General features: G+C 36.4%; 6 protein-coding genes and 1 pseudogene. 6 read left to right on the forward strand and 1 reads right to left on the reverse strand.

Annotated elements, in window-relative coordinates:
* Window positions 1–6: 6 nt before the first annotated feature.
* Window positions 7–1,155 (reverse strand): ATP-binding protein, encoded by a 1,149-nt coding sequence (locus ACE01P_RS22685; protein WP_379701347.1) that lies wholly within the window; start codon window positions 1,153–1,155, stop codon window positions 7–9.
* A gap of 447 nt (window positions 1,156–1,602) precedes the next feature.
* Here ACE01P_RS22685 and ACE01P_RS22690 point away from each other — a divergent pair, with 447 nt between their 5' ends.
* From ACE01P_RS22690 to ACE01P_RS22715, 6 genes and pseudogenes are all read left to right on the forward strand, one after another.
* Window positions 1,603–2,055 carry a hypothetical protein gene (locus tag ACE01P_RS22690; RefSeq protein ID WP_379701348.1) on the forward strand — a complete coding sequence of 151 codons (453 nt, stop codon included), beginning with the start codon at window positions 1,603–1,605 and terminating at the stop codon, window positions 2,053–2,055.
* Window positions 2,056–2,236: 181 nt separating this feature from the next.
* Window positions 2,237–3,529, forward strand: a complete 1,293-nt coding sequence (locus tag ACE01P_RS22695) for a hypothetical protein (RefSeq protein WP_379701349.1) — start codon at window positions 2,237–2,239, stop codon at window positions 3,527–3,529.
* A 100-nt stretch (window positions 3,530–3,629) separates the two neighbouring features.
* Window positions 3,630–4,028, forward strand: a complete 399-nt coding sequence (locus ACE01P_RS22700) for a hypothetical protein (RefSeq protein ID WP_379701350.1) — start codon at window positions 3,630–3,632, stop codon at window positions 4,026–4,028.
* The gene (gene sprC, locus ACE01P_RS22705; protein WP_379701351.1) at window positions 4,025–5,458 is read left to right on the forward strand and encodes a gliding motility protein SprC; all 1,434 of its coding nucleotides are present in this window, start codon (window positions 4,025–4,027) and stop codon (window positions 5,456–5,458) included. Before ACE01P_RS22700 ends, sprC begins: the two co-directional genes overlap by 4 nt.
* 1 nt (window position 5,459) lies before the next feature.
* Window positions 5,460–10,481, forward strand: a complete 5,022-nt coding sequence (locus tag ACE01P_RS22710) for a PorP/SprF family type IX secretion system membrane protein (RefSeq protein WP_379701352.1) — start codon at window positions 5,460–5,462, stop codon at window positions 10,479–10,481.
* Window positions 10,482–10,613: 132 nt separating this feature from the next.
* Window positions 10,614–13,809, forward strand: a pseudogene (locus ACE01P_RS22715) (chromophore lyase); the annotation flags it as partial.

Here is a 13,809-nt window from a genome sequence, read left to right on the forward strand (position 1 = left end):
TTTGAATTATTTTTTATGAATTAAACGAGTCAATTTGATCGATAAATCGGTGAGGATTATTTTCGCATTTCCATTTCTTTCAATATGATACATAGCATCTGAAAGTTCCTTAAATATTTCGTGAATGTTATTTCCGTTTACGAAAGGCGCAAAATTCTCTAATTTGAATTTATCGACTTTCGGTTCAATATAAACCAAACTTGGCGTTTGATAATTTAGCATAAGAGCTTGACGGAACATTTCAATACAATACTGAATAAATTTTTTCTGGCTTTCGCGTCCCAGCGCAGCAATCTGCTCGCTCCACGAAATTAAATCCTGAATGGCGGCTGCATTTCCTTTCGCTCTAAAAGCGGCACGAACCCAATTAACAAACCATTGTTCAAAAGGAAGATCGTCATCGTCTTCTTTTAACAAATGAAGCGCTTTACTAAAATTTCCTTGCGCTTGATGTGCAATTTTTTTAGCCAGATTCGGATCTATGTTTTCTTGAGCAACCAAAGCTTCGGCGATTACTTTTTCCGGAAGTCCGTTAAAGTGAATTACCTGGCATCGCGAACGGATCGTTTGTATAATATCTTCTTCGTTTTCAGAAATCAGAATAAACATCGTTTTGTCTGATGGTTCTTCTAAAAGTTTCAGGAGTTTGTTGGAAGCCGCAATATTCATTTTGTCAGCCATCCAAATAATCATGATTTTGTAACCGCCCTCATAAGATTTTAGCGAAAGCGATTTTAAAACTTCCTGCGCATCTTCAACACGAATTTCTCCTTGTTTGTTTTGAACGCCCAGAATTTTATACCAATCGAATAAACCTCCGTATGGCATTTCTTGAATGAAACTGCGCCAATCCTGAATAAAATCTAAACTCTTCGGTTTTGTTTTTACGTCTTCGGTTGTAACGGTCGGGTAAATAAAATGGAGATCGGGATGAGATATATTGTCAAACTTTAGATTACAAGAATCGTTTCCGTTTGAATTTTCGTCGCCAGTATTGCTGCACAAAATATATTGGGCATAAGCAATGGCGGTTATTAATGTACCACTTCCTTCTGGACCAACGAATAATTGTGCGTGAGGAATTCTACCAGAAGCGGCACTTTTTATCAAGTGGCTTTTGATGTAATCTTGACCTAAAATTTGAGAAAATTGCATTGGGCAAAGATAGAAGAAAATGTGTAGTCAAAAATTTTCCGAATAAGATTATTTCGGAGGCATAATTTTAAAATTTTGCAACGAAGTCTTAGGACGTTTTGCTGAATCTTTTTTGGTGCGTTTTCGACAGAATTTTGTTAATAAATATTGTCAAGTTAGTAAATATCAAGATGTTTTTGTTAATATTTTTTTTGAAAAACCGACAAACGTATGTTTTTTTTGGCTATTTATTGAGTCAATTTTTTATTTTTTATAGTTAATATCTTACGGATTTTAAATTAACATTTTTAACAAAAAGCACGTTAAAACGCACATTTTCTCGACATAAGACTGGTTTTTAAGGTTTTTTTAAGGTTTTTTTTTGAAAAAAAAAGGAGTTGCAGTTGTAATTTAAGTTAATTTATATATTTTTGTTTTTATCAACAACCAATTATAAAATAAGAATCTATGAAAGGGAAAATTATTCTATTTAGTGCTTTTTTTATCTTAACTACTGCGGCTGCTTCAGCACAAGCTAAAAACGCACCAAGAAGTATCATTAGTACAACTGCTCTTATCCGTAAATACCATGATCAAAAAGAATTGAGTGGTATGCAAAAGGGAGAACTTTTGGAATTGTACATCGAGCGTATCAAAGTATTAGTTAAAACTCTCCCTTACATCGCTTTGGTTACTAAGCCAGGTGTTACTATGGCAGATTTAGGTATTCCAGACGATTCTGAACACAAAAAAGTTTTAGATGCTCAGGCAGTAGGTACAACAACATTCTTGGATACTACAGTAGATTTCCAAAGAAAAATGATGCCTTACTCTGATAAAGGAAATCTAATCGCGGCAATTTTATTCTACGAAAGTACATTGAAATCTTTACACGAGTTCAACGATTTGAACGAAATGTAATAAAGTAATTTTTTAAAATCTTTTTTTGGAAAGCTTCAGTAAAAAATTGCTTTGGCCTTCTTAAAAAACAAAATAAAAAAACAACTCATTCTCGAGTGTTCTGAAATTTTCAGAAACTCGAGAGGAGTTTTTTCATTTACGCATACCCAAATTTATTATTAACCGTAATACCCCCCTTATCATGAAAAAAATTACTCAATTGATCTGCGTTCTTTTGACGGTTACGAGTATGAGTGCTCAACAAGAGAAAGGAATTATGGGCTACACCAATTGGTTAAACAATTGGACCGAGTTTAAGCCTAATAAAGTTGACTATGGAGAAGCAAACCAAATTTTAGCAGGAAACATTTCTGTTAACACTAAGTTGCTAAAAAGAAATGTTTACGTTTTACAAGGAAACGTATATGTTACAAACAATGCTGTTTTAACTATTGAACCAGGAACAGTAATTATTGGTGATTTCGAAACAAAAGGAACATTGGTAGTTACTAAAGGTGCACAATTAGTTGCTGATGGTTTAGAAACAGATCCAATCGTATTTACTTCAAACCGCAGCATGAAAAAAGCTGGAGATTGGGGTGGAATCGTAATCCTTGGAGATGCACCAATTAACAAATTCGGAAATGTAGGTTCTTATAACCTAGATCTTGATCCTTCTATGACTACTTACGGTGGAGACAACGTAGCTTCAAACTCTGGAGTTTTAAGATTCGTAAGAATTGAGTTCGCTGGTAAAAAAGTAAAAGGTGCAGATACTTTCAATGGTTTGACTCTTGCAGCTGTTGGAAACAAAACTGTTCTTGAAAACATTATGGTAAGTTACGCTGGTGGAGATTCTTTCGGAATCTTAGGTGGTGACTTAAATGCTACAAAATTCGTTTCTTATAAATCAGTTAATGACGACTTTAAATTCACTCAAGGAGTTCAATGTCGTTTCTTCAACTCTCTAGCAGTTAGATCTTCTTACTTCTCAAGTACTAAAGACGGATCTCGTTGTATGGAAGTTAGATCTTTCGAGAAGAAAAGTGAAACAGATTTCACTAAAAAACAAACTTTAGTTGTTGCAAGTAATATTACAATGGTTAATGACAGTGAAAACATTAACGCTGACATTCAAGCAGGTTTAGTAAAAGAGGCTATTTATGTAGCTGAAAATGCTTCTCTTGAAATGAAAAGAAGTGTAATCTCTGGATTCAGCCCTGCAGTATTATTAGACAGCAAAACTGAAATCAATGATGCCAACCTTAAAAAAATCAAATTTGAGGAAATGTACTTCAACTTATGTAATGGAAACATCTTTACAGAGTACAATGCTAACAATGAAGATTTAGAAAGCTGGTATGGAAACAGTGTTTTCTTTAACGTTTACTCAAAAAGTGACAACAAAGAAACATTCATTGATATCTTCAATCCAAAAAAACCAGATTTTAGATTACAATTAGGAAAAATCACAGCTTCTAGCGGTAATAGATAAATAGTTTCGATTTTTATTTCCCACACGTAAATTTAATTAATTAAGTCCCCAGACACAATTTATGTATCGTCTTACGGGCCTAAATAAAGATCAAGACATAATGGTATCTACGAAAAAATATTTTTTATATATAATATTTTTGGTTTCGCCTATATCGTTAACTCTATATGCACAGAATACAGCAGAAAAACCTACTGAGGCTGCTGGTTCTGCGTGCGGTTTAACTTTGGCTTGCAATAACCAAAACAACAATACTAGTGCTGTTGAAAACGGCAATTTAAATCAGTTTATAGTAGGGATGTCCACCCCCAAGGACAGCCTTACTATAGCGGCTGAATCAAATACAGTATCAAACGATTGTGAAGAGAATTCATCAGTTGCGGCTACTTCAATTCTAGCAAAAGAAGTAATCGAAAACTACAAATATGATTTCTCAGAAACAGTTATAGATATTTTGTTTTTTGAGCGTATAGATCTAGCAAGAACACGCACTATATGATTCAAAAAATTACTTTATCTTTTTTTAAAGTTTTAATATTATTTAGCATTTTACTATTTGCTAGATCGAGTTCCTATGCCCAAACTATAGTGCCTCAAACATTTGATGGTTTAGAGAAACTTTGTGCTGGTAATTCGTTCAACGAGTTTTATGCTACCTTCAGTTATATAGATTTTCCCGCAGGTACTACATTCGTAGTTGAGCTTTCAGACGCTGCGGGAAATTTTACTACTCCTGTTGCCACAACTTTGCTTCAAACAGTTGATGTTTCTGCAACTCAAAAAACAATTAAATATGCAGTACCTACCAATTTAATAGGTTCTGATACATATAGTCTTAGAGTAAAAAGTTCAACAGGCGTAACAAGTACAAGATTTAGAAATTCTTTAGGCAATACTGCATTTCCTGCATACTTCAAACCATACGAGTCATCATTTTTTATAAACAATAAGAATGATACGGCTATGCTATGCTCTGGCGGAAGTTTAACTCTTTCAGTTAGTGCAGATACTCCATCTCCAATTAATATCACTAATATCAAATACAAATGGTATAAAGACAATGTTCTTATTGCAGGACAATCAGCAAAAGAGATAGTTGTTAATAGTACCGGAAGATATTACGCGGAAATCGATTATGGTCAATGTTCTGATGTGAATTTTAGTTCTAATCGTGTTAATGTTACTTCTTCTTCTAGCGGATCTAGCGTTACTATTAATTCAAGTTTAGGAAACCCGTTCTGTGCAAGTGGTACAGGAACGGTTTTAACTGCTACATCAGGAAACAGCTATACTTGGAAAAAAGATGGAACAGTAATCACTGGTGCTACTAATCGTACTTATTCTACAAACGAATCTGGAGTTTATACTGTTGAAGTTGATTTTGGAGGATGTAAAGGTACAGGAAGTATTAATCTTGAAAGCAATAGTTTTGACGCAAGCATTGATGCTCAAGACGGATATAAATTAAGCGAAGGAGAAACGATAACTGTAAGCGTAACAACAGCTGCTTCTGAACCAACTTTTGAGTGGTATTTGAACGATAATTTAATTCCTAACGAAACAACTAGATCTTATGTTGTATCTGTTAAAGGTAATTATAAAGTAGTAGTATCTCAGGCAATTGGATGTGTCGCTAGTAAAGAATTTTCTTTTAGAATAAATGGTGAATCTGGCCCATCGAGCGTTATTCCGAACATTATTAAGTTAAGCGGAATGAACCCTTATTGGAATATTCCAGATGAATATAAAAATGCAAATACAAAGGTAATGATCATTAGTTCAAACGGAGATATGGTTTTGGATGTAACGAATTACCAAGGCGATTGGCCTCAAAACAATATAGATTTTAAGAATGTAAATCCCGTTTATTACTATGTCATTCAATCCGACACAGGTGAAAAAAAAGGATCAATAACTGTTATAAAATAATATGAAGAAACTTTTACTATTCATCACGTTATTTTACGGTTTATCTAATGTACTCTATTCTCAAAACGCAAGTGAGGATGGAGTTGTTTCGTTTTCATTACCTATTAGAAATTCTTTGAAGTTTAATAGATATTTAATTAACCCAACATTTAGCTTTGTTAGAGAGTCAAACCCTTACGTAAGTTTCTATAACAAAAGACAATGGGTTCAATTCGAAAACGCGCCGCAAACCTATTTGGCAAATTATTCTGGACGTTTCAGAGAAAATGAAGCATTTGCGGTTGGTCTATTTCAACAGAATTATGGATTAATGACTGTTTTTGGCGGAGTTGTCAATTTCGCTCACAATATCGTTCTTGAAGAAGATAGCAATTTGACTTTTGGTTTAAATGCAGGAGTTTATCAAAGTGGTTTAAATACTGGAAAAATCATATCAGATGACACAAGTATTTTAGCTGGAGATTTTCCAAAAAGCACTTTGTTAACGATTAATCCAGGGGTTAACTATGGTACTGCCTTTTTAGATTTTGGATTGTCTATTAACAATTTAGTGTTATACAATTTTGGATCTGGAATGGTAAAAGAAGATCCAGAAAGAGCAATTCAATTGCACGCTATGTATACTGGATATATTGACAGTTATGGCTTTTTTGACAGAAGTAAATTTTCTGGAATTGTTAGAACAGAAATTAAAAAAGATAAAACAGTTATTTCAGGTTTAGGGATGCTTGCACTTCAGCAAGGAGTTTGGGCACAAGCAGGTTATAACACATTATACGGAGTTTCAGCAGGACTTGGAATTAATATTACTCCAAGTATTGCTATTGAATACAATTATGAAAGAGGAATGGGCAATTTCTCTAACCTAGGCGGTTCTCATGAATTCGCTATTGCCTACAAATTCAAGAATAGAAATTACTATTATGGAGATGATGAAGAAGGTTCGTTAATTGATCCTTCAAAACCAAAGCCAGTTCCAGCTAAGCCAAAATCTCAAGCAACTCAAGTAGACAGAACTGAAATTGCTGAAAAGAACAGACTGGCTGCAGAAGCAAAAGCAAAAGCAGATGCCGAAGCAAAACAAGCTAGATTGGCAGCTGCAGAAAAAGTTAGAGCTGATGCAGAAGCAAAAGCAAAAGCAGATGCTGAAGCAAAACAAGCTAGATTGGCAGCATCAGAAAAAGTTAGAGCTGATGCAGAAGCTGCTGCAAAAGCAAAATTGGAAGCTGAAGTAAAAGCAAAAGAAGCAAGATTAGCAGCAGCAGAAAAAGTTAGAACAGATGCTGAAGCTGTAGCGAAAGCAAAATTAGATGCGGATAATAAAGCTAAAGCAGATGCTGAAGCTGTTAAGATAAAACTAGCTGCAGAGGCAAAAGCAAAAGCAGATGCCGCAGCAGCTGCGAGAGCACAAACAGCAACAGCAAACAGAGCCGTTGCATCAACACAAAAAACACAAGCTCAATTGGCTGCTGATAAAGCAAGAGCTGATGCAGAAGAGCGTAGAATTAGATTAGCTGCAGAGAACAAAGCAAGAGTAGATGCTGCAGCGGCTGCAAGAGCACAAGCGGTAGCAAACAAACCGACAGCAACAGCAGAACAAAAAACACAAGCTCAATTAGCTGCTGATAAAGTAAAAGCAGATGCTGAGGCTATGAAATTGAAATTAGCCGCAGATGCAAAAGCGAAAGCAGATGCAGAAGCAGCGTCTAAAGCAAAAGCTGAGGCAGCGAAAACAGCTCCAGAAACACAAAAAACAGCGGCACAATTAGCTGCTGATAAAGCACAAGCAGATGCTGAAGCTATGAAATTGAAATTAGCTGCAGATGCAAAAGCAAAAGCAGATGCGGAAGCGGCAGCTAAGGCAAAAGCAGAAGCAGCGAAAACGGCTCCAGCGCCACAGAAAACTGCAGCGCAATTGGCAGCAGATAAAGCTAGAGCAGATGCAGAGGCTGCGGCAAAAGCAAGATTAGCTGCGGCTGAAAAAGCAAAAGCAGATGCAGAAGTAGCTAGACAAGCAAGATTGGCTGCTGCAGAAAAAGCGAAGGCAGATGCAGAAGCAGCAAGATTGAAATTAATTGCTGATAATAAAGCAAAAGCAGATGCTGCCGAAGCGAAACGTAAAGCAGATGCGAAAGCAAAAGCTGAAGCGGCAGACATGCAGTCAATATTAGCAGCAGATGCAAAAGCAAAAGCAGATTCAGATGCTTTACAAGCAAGATTAGCTGCAGAAGCTAAAGCAAAAGCGGCAGCAGAAGCAAAAACAAAAACATCTATTGATGCTGCAAATAGAGCTAAAGCAGCAGCAGATTTAAAAGCTAAAGTTGCTGAAGAAGCTGCTCTTAAAGAAAAATTAGCGGCAGACGCAAAAGCGAAAGCCGATGCTGAAGCTAGACAAGCACTTATAGCTGCAGAAGCAAAAGCAAAAGCAGATGCTGAAGCACTGAAAATAAAACAAGCTGAAGATGCACGCCAAGCGCAATTAGCTGCAGAAGCAAAAGCTAAAGCAGACGCAGAGGCACTTCAAGCTAAACTTGTAGCAGACGCAAAAGCGAAAACAGATGCAGAAGCTGCTGCAAAAGCAAAATTAGAAGCTGAAGAAAAAGCAAAAGTTGATGCAGAAGCTGAAAAAGTAAGATTAGCAGCTGAAGCGAAAACAAAAGCAGACGCTGAGGCAGAAAAAGCAAGATTGGCAGCAGACGCGAAAGCTAAAGCTGATATGGAAGCTTTACAAGCTAAACTAATTGCAGATGCAAGAGTGAAAGCGGATGCTGAAGCAACAGCTAAAGCCAAAGCAGATGCTGAAGCGAAAAAATTACAAGAAGCGGAAGATGCTCGTCAAGCGAAATTAGCTGCTGATGCTAAAGCAAAAGCAGATGCAGAAGCTGAAAAAGTAAGATTAGCAGCAGAGGCTAAAACAAAAGCAGACGCTGAGGCAGAAAAAGCAAGGTTAGCGGCAGAAGCAAAAGCGAAAGCGGATGCAGAAGCATTACAAGCTAAACAAGCTGCTGAAGAAAAAGCTAGAGTAGCAGAAGAAGCTCGTCAAGCGAAATTAGCAGCTGACGCTAAAGCAAAAGCAGATGCTGACGCAGAAAAAGCAAGATTAGCGGCAGAAGCAAAAGCGAAAGCAGATGCTGAAGCATTACAAGCTAAGCAAGCTGCTGAAGAAAAAGCTAGAGTGGCAGAAGAAGCTCGTCAAGCGAAATTGGCAGCTGACGCTAAAGCAAAAGCAGACGCTGAAGAAAAAGCTAGAGTAGCAGAAGAAGCTCGCCAAGCGAAATTGGCAGCAGATGCTAAAGCAAAAGCAGACGCTGAAGCGGAAAAAGCAAGATTAGCAGCAGAAGTAAAAGCGAAAGCGGATGCAGAAGCATTACAAGCTAAGCAAGCGGCAGAAGAAAAAGCTAAAGTAGAAGAAGAAGCTCGTCAAGCGAAATTAGCTGCAGACGCAAAAGCAAAAGCTGATGCAGAAGCATTACAAGCTAAACTTGCAGCAGATGCTAAAGCAAAAGCGGATATGGAAGCGCTTCAAGCAAAATTATTAGCTGATGCAAAAGTAAAAGCAGACGCAGAAGCTACAGCTAAAGCGAAGGCAGATGCAGAAGCTAAAAAAATACAAGAAGAGGAAGATGCACGTCAAGCGAAATTGGCTGCTGATAAAGCTAAAGCGGATGCAGAGGCATTAAAAGTAAAACAAGCTGCTGAAGAAAAAGCTAGAGTGGAAGAAGAAACTCGCCAAGCGAAATTAGCCGCTGATGCAAAAGCAAAAGCAGATGCTGAAGCTCTTCAAGCGAAACTTGCTGCAGATGCGAAAGCAAAAGCAGATGCTGAGGCAGAAAAAGCAAGATTGGCAGCAGAAGCAAAAGCAAAAGCTGATGCCGAAGCATTGAAAGCGAAACAAGCAACTGAAGAAAAAGCTAGAGTAGAAGAAGAAGCTCGCCAAGCTAAATTGGTAGCAGACGCTAAAGCAAAAGCAGATATGGAAGCTCTTCAAGCGAAACTTTTAGCAGATGCAAAAGCGAAAGCAGATGCAGAAGCAAATGAAAAATTAAAAGCTGAAGAAGAAACAAGACGATTGAAAGAAGAAGAAGAGCGTCAGGCAATATTGGCAGCTGAAAAAGCGAAGGCAGATGCGGAAGCAGCAGCACTAGCAGCAAAAGCGAAAGATGATACTGGAAAAGCTATCGAAAACTTGACAAAATCGGTTGAAAGCACAAGTAAAATACAAACGGATTTACTTGATCAGTTTAAGGCTACTGTTGCAAATAAGCAAAAAGACTTGAACGATTTGAAAGAGGAGAATGATTTAAGTGAAAAGGGGATTTATAAAGAGCCAAAACCATTCAAGAGTGTAGCGGCAGAAAACAGTCAGATTGAAGCATTGAAAGTTCAGATTGCTGATGCAAACAACAGCATGAAAAATGAGATTGCGAAGTTGACGAATCTTTATAACGAAAGAAGTAAAAAGTTCCCTAAAGATGATCCTTTGAATAGAGCTTATCTTGAAAAGATAAATGAATTGAAAGCGGCTCAGTTGAAAATGGAAAGAGAAGGTGCTGCATTAATTGCCGATTTAGAGCGTATTAAAACAGAGACTGAAATTGAGCGTAAACGTAGAATTAAACGTGCAGCTTATGAGAATGATGAAGGAAGATATGCTCAGGACGTTGCCGCTCTAAAACGTATAAAAGAGACAACAAAAGTAAGTAGCACACCATTGAAAGCAAATGATTTTGATTTTGGTGAAGAGCAGTCAAACATGCAGATTATTAAGAATATTAAAAATTCTGATAGTGGATATTACTTGATTCTTGCGGTACACAACAGTGTTGAGAAACGAGATGAGTTTTTAACTAAAGCAGTAGCTGCAGGACTTACAGATGTGAATTTCTTTTATAATGTGACAACAAGTAAATATTACATCTATTATGAAAAGTATGACGGTTTACAAGAAGCAACAAAAGCTTTGGAAGCTAAAGGGAGCAAGCCTTACAACGGTAGAATGGCTGTCGTAAAAGTTGAGAATTAATAGAAATATATATAGATAAGTTAGTCCTTCTGAGGGTTTCAGAAGGACATAAAATAAAATGTTAAGAATGCTATGATTTATTTTTTAATGCCCCTTAAAAAATTAAAAAAAGGCCACAACAAAATGAAGACTATGAAAAAACCTACTATTTTTAAAGTATTTATTGCAGCTGTATTTATCTTGCTCGGTATTTCTTCTTACGCTCAGGTAAGAAAGAATTTCGATCCAAGATATACTACTAGTTTAAAAGGAGATATTTTGGTTATTGGTAACAATATCTTGAATAGAGATGGCGGAAGAAACCAACGTCCAAATGATGCTTTTGATTCTCAAGGTACCGGTACTACGGCCAACGATAACTTGGATATGAAGTATATCGACATAGATAATGATGCAGCAACTTTCAATTCTAGTTCGGCAACATTGACTATTCCTCAAACTAGTAGAGATTGTTACGAAATCGCTTATGCTGCTTTATATTGGTCAGGAACTTATCAAGGATCTGATAGAAGCAATATCAATAAGGTTAAATTAAAAACTGGAACTAGCGCTTATAAAGCTATAACAGGAAGTGTAATTTGGGACGAAGGAGGATCGGGTGTAAATAATGCGTATCTATCTAAACCATATGCTTGTTTTAAAGAAATTACGGCAGAAGTTAAGGCTGCTGGACCAGGTCTTTATACTTTAGCAGATATAGTAGCTTCTCAAGGATCACTTAATCCTGGAGGAGGAAACTCTGCAGGATGGACTATTTATGTAATTTATAAAGATCCAAAACTTCCTAGTAAATATATTACTAGTTTTGATGGTTTTAGTATGATCAGAAGTACTGATCCTCCTCTGGATATTCCAATTAGTGGCTTCAGAACAAATCCTGTTGGAAATGTAAATGTAAAATTAGGATTTAGTGCCTTAGAAGGTGATAACTCTTTAGAAGGTGACGGTTTACAATTTAAAGGTGGTAACTCAACTACTTGGGGACCTGTATCTTCATTAGCACGACCGATTACACCAGCAGTTCCTGCTTCATGGTGGACCACAGGATCGCCTGCTAAGCCTAACTTTTTCAATAGTACCATTACAGATGGAGATGTAATTTTGGATGGCCGTACCCCTGCCAGTAAAAATACATTAGGTTATGATGCCGGAGTTGTTAAGGTTATAAACGATGGCAATAATATTATTCAAAATAATGAGACGAGTGCTACGTTAAGAATTAATACTTCTCAGGATTCGTATTTCATGTTCTTTACAGCAATATCTGTTGAAATTATTGAACCTAAAATTGTTCTTACCAAAATTGTTAAAAACGCACAAGGAGATAATATTGGAGGGCAAACTGTAAATTTAGGTCAGCAGTTAAATTATGAAATTGGTTTTAAAAATACAGGTAATGATGATGCGACCTCTTTTACAATTCGTGATCAATTGCCTATTAATATCATTTTTAATTACCCAGCAGATTTATTGCCATTACCTGATGGTGTAACAGTAAAAAGCTATAATCCTACTACAAGAAATATTGTTTTTGATGTTCGCAACGATATTGCAAAAGTTGGTTTATCTGAAAAAACAATCAAATTCAAAGTACAGGTAATCCCTGATTGTACAATGCTAGATGAAGCTTGTTCAAACAGTATTGATAACTCTGCATATGCTACTTATAAAGGTTCTCAAAATACTTCTTTCTTAATTACTGATGATCCAAGTGTGGACAGTAATACAGGATGTATTTTGGTGCCAAAAGCAACCAACTTCTTAGTAGGTGTAGAAGGTTGCCAATATGATAGAAGACGTACTCTGTGTACAGAGACGACGACTATTACAGCAGCAAATGGTTACTCAACATATACTTGGTACAGCGATAAGGAAAAAACAAAAGAAATAGGAAAAGGGCAGACTCTTACTGTTAAAGATCCTGGAACTTATTATGTTTATAATGAAGCACCAGCACCTTGTAGATCTATTTTTGAGCAATTTACTGTTGTAAGATTTGGTGACACAGCTGAAAATCCAGTTCTGACTGAAGCAGATGAAATTGTAATTTGTCCTAACGATGGTAAAAAATTACCAAAAATATTTTTATGTGGGGCAAATGCAACAAGACTGATCAAAACAGGAATTAATGATAGTTCTGATATTGTTTGGGAAAGACTTGACACAAGTAGCTGTAAAGCGCCGACGAATGAGAATTGTGCTAACGAAAGTACAGATTGTAAATGGTTACCTGTAAGCACAGGTCCAGATTTTACAGCGAAAGACGCTGGACAATACCGTTTAACAATTAACTATTCTGGTAGCTGTTTCAACCGTTTTTACTTTAATGTTTACACTAACCCATTAGCACCAACAGAAGAACATGTTGATATACTTTGCGGTAACAGTGGAAGCATTACAGTACGTGATGTTCCTGCAGGATATCAATATGCTATTAGTACAGATCCAGAGGCAACTATTCAAGATTGGCAATGGCAGGACAGTAATACGTTCCCTATTTACAATCCAAATGCATATACAATTTTTATTAGACAAAAAGGGGTAACAACAAACCCATGTATTTTCAAAATACCTAATATCCTAATAAGAAAATTAGATCTAAAATTGGATGGTAAGAAAGTTGATCCTATCTGTCCAACCGATTTAGGAAGTGCAAGTGTGGGAATCCAAAATTTTGAAGGGCCATATTATATCTATCTTTATAATCAGGCAACTGGACAAATTGAAAAACAAGAAGGCCCTGTTACAAGTTTAGACTATAGTTTCGATTCTTTGAGCTACGGAACTTGGGGAAAAAATTATTATATAAGAGTTACAAGCAGTCCTATAAATCAGACTCCAGCACCAAAATGTGATGTATCTTATTATTTTGAAATAAAACCACCTTCTAGTCAGTTAAAAGCATTTGTAAGTTTACAAGAACCTTTGACAGCTTGTAGTGAAGGTAAAATGTTATTATCAGCATCTGGAGGAAAAGAGCCTTATGCTTATTTTATCAACGGATCTCCAACACGTGTTGATGCAAATCCGGTTATTATTACAAATCCAGGAACATTCAACATTAGAGTAGTTGATGACGCTGGTTGTTCTGCAACAACTTCTATTGTTATTCCTGAAGTTTCAAAACCTACTTTTGATGTAAATTCTACAAGCAGTGTTTGTTATGATGGGGCTTCATCTATTAGAATTGAAAATATTGTAGCAAATGGTAATACACTTGCTTATAGTATTACAAATGGTCAAAGTTATTCAGCAAATCCTGTGTTCTTAAATGTTGGACCAGGTAATTATAAAGTTGTGGTTAGATATAGTGTTACTTACACAGTAA

It is taken from the genome of Flavobacterium sp. HJSW_4 (assembly GCF_042436695.1).
Lineage (GTDB): Bacteria > Bacteroidota > Bacteroidia > Flavobacteriales > Flavobacteriaceae > Flavobacterium.